This window comes from Phormidium tenue FACHB-1052 (assembly GCF_014696675.1).
Taxonomy (GTDB): domain Bacteria; phylum Cyanobacteriota; class Cyanobacteriia; order Phormidesmidales; family Phormidesmidaceae; genus Nodosilinea; species Nodosilinea tenuis_A.
The window spans coordinates 167,489-181,099 of the sequence record NZ_JACJQN010000008.1 but is presented as its reverse complement, the minus strand read 5'-3'; the positions used below and the strand labels follow the sequence as shown (position 1 = coordinate 181,099).

Below are 13,611 nucleotides of genomic sequence, written 5' to 3'. Positions count from 1 at the left end.
TTCACTGTAACAAACCCTATGCGCCGGAAAACCGCTCTAATGGTTCTTTTTATTGCGACAGTTCTGTTAGTCATTGGTGCGATGGCCGGGTTGATGCCCGCGCTCATGACGGCGATGATGTTTGAGGACCCCAAGGTTCTCGAAAGCCCTGTCGCGGTGACCCTGGTTCTCAGCGTTGTCACCTTTCCTATTGTTTGCATCGTGGCGGTGCTGCTGAGCTGGCTGGTGTTTTTGCTGCCGGTGTTTGCCAATTTGCCCTATCGCTACCTGCTGGCCTGTGGGGTCACCGCCCTACCTCTGATCAACCTGACCACTGCGGCAGCCACCCTAGGCTGGATCTTCTATTTCAACGATGGCCTTTCTTGGTGAAGTCTGAGTTAGGACAGCTCCTCAGTCAGTGCCCAGCTGCAAGCTGTAGAGGTTGGCATAGATGCCCTCGCGGGCCATCAGCTCGGCGTGGGTGCCCTGCTCGACAATCTCGCCCTGCTGAATCACCAGCACCTGGTCGGCCTGGGTGACGGTGCTGAGGCGGTGGGCAATCACAAAGCTGGTGCGGTTGTGCAGGAGGCGGGCGATCGCCTCCTGCACCAGCCCCTCAGTGCGCGTGTCAATGCTGCTGGTGGCCTCATCCAGCAGCAAAATGCGCGGGTCAATCAGCACTGCTCGGGCAATGCTCACCAGCTGCCGCTGCCCCTGGCTGAGGGGCGCGCCGCGTTCCCCCAGACGGGTGCTATAGCCCTGGGGCAGCGAGGTGATGAATTCATGCACATTTGCCGCCTGGGCCGCCGCTTCAATCTCGGCCTGGCTGGCGTGGGGAGCCCCAAAGGCAATGTTTTCGGCCACGGTGCCCGTGAAGAGTAAATTGTCTTGCAGCACAATGCCAATCTGGCGGCGCAGGCTGGCCTGGGTGACGCCGCGCACATCCACCCCATCGATGCACACCGCCCCTGCCGACACATCGTAGAACCGCATGATCAGGTTGATGATCGTGCTCTTGCCCGCCCCGGTTGGCCCCACGAGCGCAACCATCTGCCCCGGCTGGGCGCAGAGGTTGACCTCCTTCAGCACCCGCTGGTTGGGGGTATAGCCAAACCCCACCGACTCAAACCGCACCTCGCCTTTGATAGGTGGCATCTCGGTGGCATTGAGGGCATCTTGCAGGGTAGCAGGCTCGTCGAGCAGCAGAAAGATGCGATCGAGCCCCGCCAGCGCCGACTGGGCCTGGGTATAGAACTGGCTAAGAATTTGGATCGGGCGAAAGAACTGCTGCACGTAGAGCACAAAGGCCGTCACAGTGCCCACCGTCATCACCCCCGTCACCGCCAGATAGCCACCGTAGGCCGTCACCCCTGCCGTAGCCAGGGTATTGAGCAAGTCGATGGAGGGCAAAAACGCCGCCGTCACCGCCACCGCCTGCACATTGGCCTTGCGGTTCGCCGCGTTGAGACTGTCAAACTCTTCAATGTTGAGCTGGGTGCGGTTAAACGCCTGGGCCTCTTTGACGCTGCCAATGTCTTCTTCCAGCTTGGCCGACAGGTCGCCGATGGTCTGCCGGGTGAGGCGAAAGCGGCTTCTCGCCCAGCGGGAGAAAAACCCCGTGGTAAAAATCATCAGCGGCACCACCAGATTGCTCAGCAACCCTAGCTGTAGATTGATGGAAAGCATGGCGATGATGATCCCCACCAGACTGAATGTCTGGCCCAGCACTTGGGGAATGGTGAGGCCAAAAGCCTGATTCACCGTATTCACGTCATTGAGCAGGCGACTCATCAGGTCGCCCGCCTCGCTGCGATCGAAAAAGCTCACCGGCAAACTCTGGATTTTGTCGAAAATATCCTGCCGCAGCTGCCCCAGCAGTCGCTGCACGATCGCCCCCATCCGCCAGATTTGCCCGCGAATCGCCCACACCCCAACGAGATAAATCACCGTCAGGGCCGCCAGCATCCACAGCAGCCCCGGCAAATTGCCCTGCAAAATCAGGTTATCGATCGCCCAGCCGATCAGCAGCGGCCCGATCGCCTGGGTTGTTGCCCCAAGGGCGACCAGCAGCAGTGCGATCGGCAGGTCTTGCCGGTAGGGCGCAAAATAGCGCAAGAACCGGCCCACCGTTGAAAGCTTAGGTTTGGTGTCTGCGGTCGGATGGACGGCTGTAGCGAGGGTCATCGGTAGTCGTTCCTTAACGCTTTAGCCGATAAGAGCTAATCGGATTTCCATTCTGCTTCTGGAATATCAGCACTGGTCATAATGCTGCGTAGTGTCCCAGATGGAGGTTTTACCTTTATGGAAGGGAACCACAACCTGTAGCTTTCTCTCCAAATTACGCCATTTTCGGTGGCTGCCCTTCTGCGACACCAATTCAAAACCATAGCGTTTAATAATCTTTTCGGCCTGTTGAGCAGTTAGTTGGCGCAACCGACTCATTAAACTAGAACCTCGCGCAATACCGATCCGGGCTCTAAATCAATGGATTCTGCCTCAAGGTAAAGCTCAATGGCCTCTCGAATGTTGTCTAGATCTTCCTGCTCGGTTTCACCAGCAGAAACGCAGCCCGGCAGCTCTTGACACCAGATGCCCCAATCACCAGTTTCTGTATCAGGTTCGAGCACCACACGCCATTTCATCGCATTACCTCTCCCATGGTCAAATGCTGGCATCATGCTAGCACTCAAGTTTCAACAACCGAATGCCAGGTTGGTCGGCATTAGCACTGCTCAATTCCTTTCAAATGGGCAAAGTGCTCTACGCCAGGATGTGATTCCTCCGCTCCCCATCAAAAGAGACAGCGATGTCGCCGTCACCTAGTCAAAGCGATCAGTTTAGCTAGTGATTAGCAGCGATCGCTGGAGCTAGCCGAATCTGCCAGGCAAAATTAACTTCATATGCCTCAATTGGCTCTTGATTAGTATCGTCAACGGCATCTCCAGGCTCAGTGGGAGGAAAGGGTTGAGTTTGCTGGCATAGCCGCGTTAGGTTGACGACTAGGAAAGTCAGCTGACCAGCAGAATTGTAAGTTGCTTCAGAAATTTTCAACTCTCCACGTCCCCAAACCTCGCATCCCAATTGACCATGGGATTGATCTGAGTAAAGCTGTCGAGAGTAAAGCATAATATCGTCTGCCGAAATCAACTTTTCAGGGGCTATCTGCCCCGCTGCTGCGATGGGATAGGTATCTGGGGTAAGATTTCCTTTAGGTAACAGAATCTCAACAGCAGCTACATTACCTCTGGCTGATGCAGCACTCTGACCGCAGGCTCGCTCTACAGTTGATTCACAGTCTTGGTTCAAGATTTCAGAAAATTTAAAAACATAGTTAACCGAGTCCCCCTGATCAATGAGAGTAACGTCAACCGCTGTATTGGGGCCATCAGTCAACTCCTCCGAAAAAATAGCTGGGTCAGTTTTTATAGACTCAGCAAAGTTAACGGCAAAGGAAAAGTCAAAAGCCTCCCCGATCAGATGTTGACTTGGCAATTCTAAATAAGGAGAGTCTACCGCTTCTGCCATGGGTTCCTGGAGAGAAAGGCTTGTGGATGCAAACGCGGGGGTATCTGAGGTGGATTGGTCATTTGTTGCAGCTAGACCACAAGAGACAACGGAGGTCAATGCACCACCTGCAACCAAAACTACAAGGGCGTTTCTCAATGCCTGTCGATAGTTCATTGTTTTTTCTCCGTGTGCCCTAAAAGGTCAAATAATTGAAGCTAAACTCAGTGACTAAAAGCACTCTGGGATTTTTTCACTCTGGTACTAGGAGTAGTTGACGCTTTGATAATGACCAAGTTCCTTCAAAGACCATTAGGTTAAACCCAAAAGCAGGCATCCTCCGCTCGGATAAATTGAATTGCCGTTTTAAAAGTAACCCCGGTGTAATGCCCCCAATTGGGATTATTACACCAGGAAAATCACAAGTTAACGATTAAAGTCGCTCAGCTCAAAAGACCTAAACCAGCACCACGTCAAGGTTCACACTAAAACCTGCTGGTTTATTTTCTATGATGGCAAACACAGTACCTAGGAAGGAAAGTCCACCATTAGTCGCATTGTAGGCAATCTGGCTTAGAGAAGTTGCCCCAAACCCAGTGCTGTTAACGTGTATCTTATCTACTCCTCCTAACGATGGACTCCACTGGAAGTCCTTGATTAGGTCAGTGCCCTCGAAGCGGTTGTTGAATACAAAGGTGTCGCTTCCAAATCCACCATAGAGGGTATCGCTACTGATTCCCCCTACCAGAATGTCATTGCCGTTGCCGCCGCTGAGTAAGTCATTGCCAGCACTGCCTACCAGGGTGTCATTGCCATCTTGACCGTACAAATAGTCAGCGCCAGCCTCTCCATAAAGCGTGTCGTTGCCGCCGTAACCGTAGATATAGTCATTGCCGCTGCCGCCGCCTAAGACGTTATTGATCTGGTTGCCGTAGATATAGTCGTTGCCTGAGCCACCAATAGCATTGTCAATGAGCGATCGCAGATCATTTTGGTATAGCAGAGCATTGAATAGGTGACCCCGGGCATAGATGCTGTCTCCAAGCTGTGCCTTTTGAAAAGTACCCCCGCGGCTAAAGTCAGACCAGCTCCCTGGGCTTAGATCTAGAGTTAGATTGGTGGTGTAATTTGATAAGTTGTAGGTATCAATACCATTACCGTCCCATACCGTGCGAAATACGCGGTTGGCCCCCGGCGTGCCCTGACCTACACCATTAATAAACATTTCTCCAGTGGTGGTTGAAAAGGTGTAGTTGGTGTTGCCAGCGTTGTGCCCAAACCAGGCCCCGTACATGTGCTGAAGCGCAGCGATGTCATACATCATCAGCGATTGAGCATAACCCCAGGTTTCGTTGGTATAGCCCCCCGTTGTAGGTGCTCCAACATAGGATCGATAGGTCATGATCGAAAACTCCATTGAGTCTCGATTGGGGTTCATGCTGACATTGGCCGGACCGTCAGTTTCATGCCCGTGCTTGAGCCCCATAGAGTGACCAAATTCATGGCCAAAGGTGTGATAAGCATAGTTACCAATCTTCGGACTGTTGTAGTCAACTCGGTTAAACCAGGCATCTCCTGCTTGCACCGTCGAGTCTGGGTAGTAGGCATAGGCAGTGGTTGGATCGTTAGACATCGCGATGCGAATGGTGGCATTGCGATCGTCTGCACCGGTTAGCTCAAAGGGGGACAGCAGCGATACGTTATAAAAATCTCCCCTAAGCCATTGGCGGGCCGCTGCCCGTTGGGTAACATTTAAGGTCAAAAAGCTTGCGTTATGGCTTGTCCGGTCAGGGTAGAAAAACTCATAATCGGTCATGCTACTGGTGAAGCTAAAGGAGACTGAGCTAGACGCCCACTTCACCCCCGACAGCAGACCATTAATGTTTCTGTCGTTGGTAGCTAGAACCGATACAAAAGGAACCGTCACCCCAAAGGCATTGTTGCGATCGGGTAGCGTATCTGATAGCTGAGCCCGTTGGTTGCAGTTACAGTAAGCGTGGTAATGAGGCGTTGTTGTTGCCTGACCCACGATGGCTGAACCCAGGGGGGCTAGCGATGCATTGGCATCAGGAGAAGTGGCTAACTCGATTACAGGTGAGGGGACAGTCTGTAAACGTGAGCCTAGGAAAATTTTAGGGTTTAACTCCTCTAAAAAGTTATAGACACTCCTACCTAATTCCGAATTGCCGACGAAGCCCTTAATCATTTGAGAAAACTCAGCCTCAAGACTAAAAGCATTAACTATGGCCTGATCCAGCTCTGTCTCCAATAAAGGTTTGAGCCAATTTGGGGTTGATGAAAGAGCTTTTAAGTTATTTGGTTCTGTGTCTTGAATACCAGCAGATACAGCCATGGATCTATGCTCATAAATTAAGGACAACATGCCAAAAGTGAACCACTTACCCCTCTAGATGCAGTACTGTTGAAGCCAATGACACAACGTCATAGACCTCTAACCGACCTAGTGACTCAGCGGCTTTAAAAAACCAAAACTTCTAATCGATAGCGTGTCAATTCGCAGCTCAAAACAAGCAAAGCTATCGTGCTTTTTAATTCACACGTGCTTTCTAATCGCGTAGCGGCGAATTAATGCAAAGAAACCAGTTGAACCTTCTATACCTACACAGAGCGAAGGACGACCAATTCGAAAATTTGGGAACGTTAAGCAATTTCTTCATCTATATGGCAGCTCTAGCAAAGCCATCTGCTCGCTCAAAGCAGAGGTTTTAGCTACCATTTAGGGCACACTCTGGCAAGTATATAATCAATGACTCAATATTCAAGCGATTCTTAAACTAATGTTAACGTTGTATAGTCCTGAAGCAAAAAGTCTCCGCTGACAGGACTTTCACAGCGGCCCAATAGCTCCATGTCAATTGGCAGTCCTCAGCTACCAGAGACCGCACTCAATTGGCGCAGCTTTACCCCACACCCAGCCTGTCATGGTTGCCTTAGTAGACTGCTGGCCTCAATAATCTGGCCTTGCTCTACCATATTCCCAAACCACTCTACCTGTAAATTATTAGTGGAACGGTCGCTTTCTCAATGGTTTCGCTACGTTCCGCGTTAGCAATGTCTCACACTATATTGCGGCCTCGTAGGGTTAGTGTGTCACCGCACAATGTTTCTGTTGTCGGCTGCGCCTTTGCTGTTTTTCCCCACTCCTTTAGTGCGACAACGCAACTCTTTAATGTCACGGCTCAATGCTTTAGTGCAGCCGCACAACTCTTTAATGTCATAGCTCAATCCTTTAATGTCACGGTGCAATACTTTGATGCAGTAGCGCAACTTGCTTGAGCGTCAGGTCACAATGCTGCTGCATTGGCTCAATCCTTTAAGTCACCAATGCAATACGCTGCCGTCATAGAGCAACTTCGAATATTTGCTCCTTACACTCGGATTTACTCAATGGGCACCGCCGCTGTCATGACTAAACATCAATCATTTATGCCCTGCACTAAGCTTGCTGGCTCAACCGTATCTTCTGACCGCTAGCGCTGCTTGACCGTAGCTGCACCAACCTGAGATTCTAAAATTGCGCCGTAGAGCGAGCTATGGGCCATCAAATATTCGTGGGTGCCCTGGGCCACCAGTCGTCCCTTATCCATCAGCAGAATGCGATCGGCGGTGCGCACGGTGCTGATGCGCTGGGCTACCACAAAGGCGGTGCAGGTGCGGCGGCGCATCAGGTCGTCGAGGGCGGCCTGAATTTGGGCGGCGGTTTGGGCATCGACGGCAGAGGTGCTGTCGTCGAGAATCAACACCTTGTAGTCGGTCAACAGGGTGCGAGCGATCGCAATTCGCTGCTTTTGCCCCCCTGATAGCCCTACCCCGCGCTCACCCACCAGCGTGTCGTAGCCATCGGGCAGGGTCATCACAAAGTCGTGAATCTGGGCCGCTTTGGCGGCTTCGACCACCTCGTTTAGAGTGGCTTCGGCCTTGGCGTAGGTGATGTTAGAAAAAATCGTGCCCGAAAATAGGGTGGTCTCTTGGAATACGGTGCTGATGTGCGATCGCAGACTTTCTAGCGTAAAGTCGCGCACATCGCGGCCATCGATGCGTACGGCCCCGGCGGTGACATCGTAAAAGCGGGGAATCAGGTTGGTGACGGTGCTTTTGCCCGAGCCAGTCATACCGAGAATGGCGATTAGCTCGTTGGGCTTAGTTTCGAAGGAAATGCCGTTGAGGGCCGGGGCAGTGGTGCCGGGGTAGCGAAACGACACATTCTCAAAGGTGATGCGACCGCCGCAGGTGGTGAAGGGAATGGCGTGGGGGCGATCGCGAATTTCGACTGCGGCATCGAGCACCTCGTAGACCCGCTCGGCGGAGGATGAGGCCCCAGCGATCGCCGGAGCGGCAAAGCCAATCAGCAAAATCGGCTGCAAAATCAGCAGCAGGTAGGCGTTAAACGCCACCAGCTCGCCCACCGAAAAGCGCTGGTCGATCACCGCCACGCCGCCATAGCCCACCACCACCACAATCACCAGGTTGCTGACCAAAAAGATGAAGGGGAACGTATTGCGAATCGCCCGAATCGTTTTCATGTTGGCGGCCACCAGCTCGTTGTTGAGCTGGGTGTAGCGATCGCACTCGGTCTCCTCTCGCACAAAGGCTTTGACCACCCGAACGCCGAGCAAGTTCTCCTGCAAGACCGCGTTGAGGTCGCTGAGCTGCTCCTGCACCTGGCGAAACAGCAGGTTGTTTTGGCCAAAGAATCGCGCCATCAGCCACCCCGCGATCGGCACCACCGTCAGGCTAATCAGCGCTAGCTGCCAGTTCATGATTAGGAGAATGGCTGCGATCGCCACTAGCGTCACCACCCCGCTAATCACCTGCACCAGGCTAGTGCTGAGGAAGGTGCGTACCTGCTCGATATCGCTGGTGACGCGGGTGAGCAGTTGCGAGGTTTGAGCCTGGTCGTGGTAGCTAAAGCTGAGGGTTTGAATTTTGCTGAAGATGCGATTGCGCAGATCGTAGACCACGCTCTGGGACATCGCCTCGGCACAAAAGCTCTGGCCAAAGTTAAACAGCCCTCGGGCCAGGGCGGCCAGGACTAACCCCGCCCCGCTTTGCAGCACCACCGTCAGGTTATTTTCGGCAATGCCGTCATCAATGGCCCAGCGAAATAGCTGCGGCGTCGCCGCGTAGGCCGCCACCAGTAGCAGGGCGCTGACTAAGGCTCCCAGGGTAAGCCAAAGGTGATTGCGTAGACTGCTCAAAACCCGCAGCAGAGGCTGTTGCGAAGAGACGTCGTGGGGCTGAGACTGAACCAATCGCCTGCTCCTAATCACATCTCAGCATTCTAGACGGTGTTTTAGGCCGACCGGCGAGTATTGGCGTGCTGATGTTCATGGGTGTGATGGGGAGATGAGGGAGAAAGTAATTAACCCACCTTCATCCTCATCCCCTCAACATACCGCTACCGACTCTTCCATCGCCGCCATGCCAAAGGTCGCATTCAAGCCCAAGGCGATTTGCCCAAAGACCTGGCTTAGGGGGCATCGGGCAGCTTCATGGGTAGGGGTACGCCCTCGCAGATGCGGAGGCAATAGACACCTGACCCCACAGGTGCCACAGAGTAGGTAGAGCAATTACGATAGTTCACTGTAGCCAGGTACTTTCAGATGACTAAAAGCCATTGGCAAACCGTAAGTGGCCTTGTAGAGCATGGCCACCAAGTAGCGTCCGGCTCTGCTGCGGATGGCCCTTACCCTAGCGGAACGATTGAAATGCAAATGCCGTTCTTTCAAGCGTTAGGGTTGAATCTAACAGACTACTTCAAAGGAACGCTCAACCTTTCCATTAGTCCCAGCACCTTTCAGCTCACCAATCCTGAACTCACCTTTCACCAGGTCGAGTGGACCGATCGCCATCCCCCCGAAGACTTTTCCTTCTCTCGCTGTCGGCTTCTGTTTGAAAACTCAATCTACAACGGCTGGATCTACTACCCTCATCCAGAAACCAAGAAACGAAACTTTCAAAATTCATCCATCATCGAAATAATTGCGCCACCAATACCAAATATCAAATACGGTGACCCGATTGAGATCGAGTACAACCCATTAGAGGTCTCCATAAACTAGTAATTTAGTGAGGTGAAGCAATCCATCAGACAGCCTATTAGGCAGCACAGGTGGGCGGTAACCCCCGCCCACCTGTGGGGATCGCCGCTACTAGTAGGGCCACTGCCAGTTGACAATTTCATCCTGGTCTTTGCCCTCGGTGTGGGCATAGGTGAGGCACTCGATAATCTTATTTTTCATCTTCTCCTTCACGTGGGCCGCCGCCGAACCCAGCTTGGGCACCCGATCGATCACATCGATAACTAGGTTGAAGCGATCGATCTCGTTGTTGATCGCCAGCTCTAGCGGGGTGTTGATATTGCCCTGCTCCTTGTAGCCCCGCACATGAATGCGATCTTGGTTTGAGCGGCGATATACCAGCTTGTGAATTAGCCAAGGATAGCCGTGGAAGTTGAAGATGATCGGCTTGTCAGGGGTAAACAGCGAGTCAAAATCGCGGTTGCTGAGTCCGTGGGGGTGCTCCCCAGATGAAATCAGGGTAAACAGGTCAACCACGTTGACAAACCGCACCTTTAGGTGCGGAAACTCTTCCCGCAAAATAGCGGTCGCCGCCAGCGACTCTTTGGTAACAATATCGCCGCAGCAGGCCATCACCACGTCGGGGGCATCGGGCTCAGTGCCGCAGTCGTCGTTGCTGGCCCAGTCCCAAATACCCAGGCCCTTGGTGCAGTGAATAATCGCCTGCTCCATATTGAGGTACTGGAGATGGTTCTGCTTGTCGGAGACAATCACGTTGATGTAGTCAACGCTGCGGAAGCAGTGGTCGGCCACCGACAGCAGACAGTTGGCATCGGGCGGAAAGTAAACCCGCACCACGTCGGGGCTTTTGTTGGTCACCAGATCGACATAGCCGGGGTCTTGATGGCTAAAGCCGTTGTGGTCTTGCCGCCACACCAGCGACGACAGCAAAATGTTTAGCGACGACACCGATCGCCGCCAGGGCACGTGATTTTTGCAGATATCGAGCCACTTGGCGTGCTGGTTAAACATCGAGCTGACCACGTGGGCAAAGGCCTCATAGCTATGAAACAGACCGTGGCGACCGGTGAGCAAATAGCCCTCTAGCCAGCCCTGGAGGGTGTGCTCGCTGAGCATTTCCATCACTCGGCCATCTTGGGAAAGCTCGCCACCGTCGAGGTCTTCAGGCAAAAAGTCGGCCATCCATGCCTTTTTAGAAACCTCGTACACCGGGTTCAGCCGGTTGGAGGCGGTTTCATCTGGCCCCATGAGGCGGAAGTTGTTGGGGTTGTGGCGCATAATTTCGCGCATTAGAATGCCCAGGGCCTTGGTGTTCTCAAACTCCACGCTGCCGGGCCGGGGCACATCGATCGCATAGTCTCTAAAATCAGGCATCTTCAGCGCCTTGCGCAGCATGCCGCCGTTGGCGTGCAGGTTGGCGCTCATGCGGCGGGGGCCAGCAGGAGCCAGCTCCCGCAGTTCTGAAACCAGGGTGCCGTTTTCGTCGAAGAGTTCGTCAGGGCCATAGCTGCGCATCCACTCTTCGAGCAGGCGCAGGTGCTCGGCGTTGCTGTGCATGCCGCCCATGGGTACCTGGTGCGATCGCCAGAAGCCTTCCACCTTATGGCCATCCACATCCTTCGGCCCCGTCCAGCCCTTGGGGCTGCGCAGCACAATCATCGGCCAGCGGGGGCGATACACATTGCCATTGACCCGCGCATCCCGCTGAATTTCTTTAATTTTCAGGACACATTCTTCCATCGCCGCCGCCATTTTTTGGTGCATTTCGGCGGGGTCGCTGCCCTCCACAAAGTAGGGGGTATAGCCATAGCCCACAAACAGCGCTGCCAGCTCCTCGTGGGAGATGCGGGAGAGAATGCTGGGGTTGGCGATTTTGTAGCCGTTCAAGTTGAGAATGGGCAGCACTGCCCCATCGCGGGCCGGGTTAATGAATTTGTTCGAGTGCCAGGAGGTAGCCAGTGGCCCGGTCTCGGCTTCACCATCCCCCGCCACGCAGGTGACAATCAGATCGGGGTTATCCAATACTGCCCCGTAGGCGTGGGAGAGGCTGTAGCCCAGTTCCCCCCCCTCGTGAATGGAGCCAGGGGTTTCGGGAGTGACATGACTACCGATGTGGCCGGGGAACGAGAACTGATTGAAGAAGCGGCGCATGCCGTCTTCATCCAGGCTCTTGTCGGGATAGATCTCAGAATAGGTGCCTTCTAGATAGACCGGCCCTAGCACCCCTGGCGCACCGTGGCCCGGCCCGGCCACAAAGATCATGTCGAGGTCGTACTTTTTAATTAGCCGGTTGCAGTGGATGTAGGTAAAGCTCAGGGCAGGGGAAGCGCCCCAGTGGCCAAGCAGCCGATGCTTGACATGCTCAGGTTTGAGCGCCTCTTTTAGCAGGGGATTGCTGCGCAGGTAGATCATGCCGACGGCGAGGTAGTTGCAGGCTCGCCAGTAGGCGTGCATCTTGCGCAGCTCTTCGTCGGTGAGGGGTTTAGTTTGGGGCGGGGAGGCGACTACCATGACATTAATTCCAGCAAAAGTGCTCGCTATTTTGAGGAGGCAAGGACAGAGATTTCAGTCTTAGATCGGCCTAGCTAATGTCTGTCCATGTTTATTACTACAATAGGCTCAATAGGCCAAGTTGGCATTCCTAAACAGGGGGTTTTTCTGAATTACGCTTTGGTTAATGTTCTAAAGCATTTTTTATTACCTGAACAATATTTCTATAAAATTAAGCTGCGATCGCGATTTCTTAAAGGGGTCTTAACCCTTGCTGGGCAGGGCTTAGGGCAGATTGGCGATCGCAATCTGTCATCTTGCTTCTACACTCTGCCTACGCTGTCGAACAACTATTCAACCTATAGAATTGACCCAATGGCAGATGCAATTGCTTTGGGAGCAACTTCAAAGAAAGCGTTAAAAATATTATTTTTGTGAGAATTGCTATAGCTGTTCCCAAGGGCCTTTAAACCCACAGTTAGGGCCGTAGGTAGTACATCAAAGCCTGCACCAGGTCGGGAGCCAACCCCAGGCGACGCTGGAGGTCGGCTAAATCTTGGTAGGGGCCGCGATGCGATCGCTCCTGTACAACAGCCTGGGCCAGCGCAGGGGGCATCCCCGGTAGACCACACAGTTGAGAAACCGTAGCCTGGTTCAGGCTCACCGTGGGCAGAGTACCGCAGTGCTCCTCGTAGTAGCAAAACGACAGCACCGCCGCCAGGGGAGTCAGTTGGGTCGGGGCCGTTCCCAATGCCGCCGCCAAATCCTCCAGGCAGTGAAACTGTACCCCAGCCTGGCGTAGGCGCACCAATCCTTGGGCCTGGCGAATCGACAGACCCGGCAACCGCAGCCAATCATCGACCGTCGCCCGGTTTACATCCAGGGTGAACCCCAGCTTGGCAGCCTGGTCAACTTCCTGGTAAGACCGCAACCGATAGTTTGGGTCTTGGCTCAAGCGACTAGCGAGGGGATCGAGCTGCGCCCTCAGAGTTTGCCAACGCCTCAACACAAAGTATCTACCCCTTTTCCGACTGGGTTTCTGCCTAGGCTACCTGATCGAGCAGTAAGCGGCGCTTCTGCTCAAATTCAAGCTCCGAAATCAGTCCCTCTTGGCGCAGGGTATCCAGTTCTCGCAGGGCTTCTCCCAAAGCATTGATCTGCTTGAGGTCAAGGCCCGCCTTAGCCTCTTTAGCCGGAACAGCGATCGCACCAAAGGCATCTGCGGGCTGAGTCATTAACAGCAAACCTTCAACAGCGCAGGCGACCCGAGGAATTTGTGTCCAGCCCAGGAGCAAGTAAACGACTCCCCAAAAAGGTTGCCCCAGGTAAAATTTATGTAACCCTGACAGGGGAAGAAAACTGGGAGTGAAAACCCCAGCCCACGCTAGAATGACGGCTGTTCGACGGGAACGCTGTGCCAACATTATTGCCCTTCGCTATCCGATGGAGCCCGTAGAGGCCAAAGCTTTGAACTATCTTGTGAATTCAGTATAGGACGGGCGTAAAGAATCGACATTGCTCTCCGGATTCTGGTATGCCGTTCCTACGAATTCCGCGACAATAAAATAATCTCCCC

The 13,611-nt window shown here is 53.5% G+C and carries 12 protein-coding genes; 3 read left to right on the top strand and 9 right to left on the bottom strand.

Going from position 1 to position 13,611, the window contains the following annotated elements; all coding sequences use genetic code 11:
• Nucleotides 1–39 precede the first annotated feature (39 nt).
• Nucleotides 40–369: a hypothetical protein gene (locus H6G07_RS13020; protein WP_073608480.1), complete on the top strand. Its 330-nt coding sequence runs from the start codon at nt 40–42 to the stop codon at nt 367–369.
• Nucleotides 370–390: 21 nt separating this feature from the next.
• Here H6G07_RS13020 and H6G07_RS13015 read toward each other — a convergent pair whose 3' ends face one another.
• The 6 genes from H6G07_RS13015 to H6G07_RS12990 all read right to left on the bottom strand — a co-directional run bounded on the left by H6G07_RS13015 (nt 391) and on the right by H6G07_RS12990 (nt 8,756).
• A complete protein-coding gene (locus H6G07_RS13015; protein ID WP_073608481.1) occupies nt 391–2,163 on the bottom strand; it encodes an ABC transporter ATP-binding protein in 1,773 nt (590 codons plus the stop codon).
• A 66-nt stretch (nt 2,164–2,229) separates the two neighbouring features.
• A complete protein-coding gene (locus tag H6G07_RS27085) occupies nt 2,230–2,421 on the bottom strand; it encodes a type II toxin-antitoxin system HicA family toxin (protein WP_242026752.1) in 192 nt (63 codons plus the stop codon).
• The gene (locus H6G07_RS13005) at nt 2,421–2,621 is read right to left on the bottom strand and encodes a type II toxin-antitoxin system HicB family antitoxin (RefSeq protein WP_073608482.1); all 201 of its coding nucleotides are present in this window, start codon (nt 2,619–2,621) and stop codon (nt 2,421–2,423) included. The genes H6G07_RS27085 and H6G07_RS13005 overlap by 1 nt, the downstream gene beginning before the upstream one ends.
• 199 nt (nt 2,622–2,820) lie before the next feature.
• Nucleotides 2,821–3,660, bottom strand: a complete 840-nt coding sequence (locus H6G07_RS13000) for a hypothetical protein (protein ID WP_139297030.1) — start codon at nt 3,658–3,660, stop codon at nt 2,821–2,823.
• A gap of 280 nt (nt 3,661–3,940) precedes the next feature.
• Nucleotides 3,941–5,836 (bottom strand): M10 family metallopeptidase, encoded by a 1,896-nt coding sequence (locus tag H6G07_RS12995; protein ID WP_171973009.1) that lies wholly within the window; start codon nt 5,834–5,836, stop codon nt 3,941–3,943.
• Between the two features lie 1,138 nt (nt 5,837–6,974).
• Complete coding sequence (locus tag H6G07_RS12990; protein ID WP_073608485.1) at nt 6,975–8,756, bottom strand: ABC transporter ATP-binding protein; 1,782 nt, start codon at nt 8,754–8,756, stop codon at nt 6,975–6,977.
• A 351-nt stretch (nt 8,757–9,107) separates the two neighbouring features.
• Here H6G07_RS12990 and H6G07_RS12985 point away from each other — a divergent pair, with 351 nt between their 5' ends.
• Entirely contained in the window at nt 9,108–9,566 is a 459-nt protein-coding gene (locus H6G07_RS12985) for a hypothetical protein (RefSeq protein WP_073608486.1), read from the top strand.
• A 90-nt stretch (nt 9,567–9,656) separates the two neighbouring features.
• On the opposite strand, the gene H6G07_RS12980 is transcribed toward H6G07_RS12985, so the two are convergent.
• Nucleotides 9,657–12,056 carry a phosphoketolase family protein gene (locus H6G07_RS12980; RefSeq protein WP_073608487.1) on the bottom strand — a complete coding sequence of 800 codons (2,400 nt, stop codon included), beginning with the start codon at nt 12,054–12,056 and terminating at the stop codon, nt 9,657–9,659.
• Between the two features lie 87 nt (nt 12,057–12,143).
• Here H6G07_RS12980 and H6G07_RS12975 point away from each other — a divergent pair, with 87 nt between their 5' ends.
• On the top strand, nt 12,144–12,473 hold the full coding sequence (locus H6G07_RS12975) for a hypothetical protein (RefSeq protein WP_139297031.1): 330 nt from the start codon (nt 12,144–12,146) through the stop codon (nt 12,471–12,473).
• A gap of 40 nt (nt 12,474–12,513) precedes the next feature.
• Here H6G07_RS12975 and H6G07_RS12970 read toward each other — a convergent pair whose 3' ends face one another.
• Together H6G07_RS12970 and H6G07_RS27285 are read right to left on the bottom strand one after the other, a co-directional pair.
• A complete protein-coding gene (locus H6G07_RS12970; RefSeq protein WP_073608488.1) occupies nt 12,514–13,044 on the bottom strand; it encodes a ComEA family DNA-binding protein in 531 nt (176 codons plus the stop codon).
• Nucleotides 13,045–13,078: 34 nt separating this feature from the next.
• The gene (locus H6G07_RS27285; protein WP_199312062.1) at nt 13,079–13,459 is read right to left on the bottom strand and encodes an NINE protein; all 381 of its coding nucleotides are present in this window, start codon (nt 13,457–13,459) and stop codon (nt 13,079–13,081) included.
• Between the last annotated feature and the right edge of the window lie 152 nt (nt 13,460–13,611).

What these genes read in the sequence shown, in the direction of transcription:
- H6G07_RS13020 (WP_073608480.1), top strand. Translation starts at nt 40, where the DNA reads ATGGTTCTTTTTATTGCGACAGTTCTGTTAGTCATTGGTGCGATGGCC.
- H6G07_RS13015 (WP_073608481.1), bottom strand. Translation starts at nt 2,163, where the DNA reads ATGACCCTCGCTACAGCCGTCCATCCGACCGCAGACACCAAACCTAAG.
- H6G07_RS27085 (WP_242026752.1), bottom strand. Translation starts at nt 2,421, where the DNA reads ATGAGTCGGTTGCGCCAACTAACTGCTCAACAGGCCGAAAAGATTATT.
- H6G07_RS13005 (WP_073608482.1), bottom strand. Translation starts at nt 2,621, where the DNA reads ATGAAATGGCGTGTGGTGCTCGAACCTGATACAGAAACTGGTGATTGG.
- H6G07_RS13000 (WP_139297030.1), bottom strand. Translation starts at nt 3,660, where the DNA reads ATGAACTATCGACAGGCATTGAGAAACGCCCTTGTAGTTTTGGTTGCA.
- H6G07_RS12995 (WP_171973009.1), bottom strand. Translation starts at nt 5,836, where the DNA reads ATGGCTGTATCTGCTGGTATTCAAGACACAGAACCAAATAACTTAAAA.
- H6G07_RS12985 (WP_073608486.1), top strand. Translation starts at nt 9,108, where the DNA reads ATGACTAAAAGCCATTGGCAAACCGTAAGTGGCCTTGTAGAGCATGGC.
- H6G07_RS12980 (WP_073608487.1), bottom strand. Translation starts at nt 12,056, where the DNA reads ATGGTAGTCGCCTCCCCGCCCCAAACTAAACCCCTCACCGACGAAGAG.
- H6G07_RS12975 (WP_139297031.1), top strand. Translation starts at nt 12,144, where the DNA reads ATGTTTATTACTACAATAGGCTCAATAGGCCAAGTTGGCATTCCTAAA.
- H6G07_RS27285 (WP_199312062.1), bottom strand. Translation starts at nt 13,459, where the DNA reads ATGTTGGCACAGCGTTCCCGTCGAACAGCCGTCATTCTAGCGTGGGCT.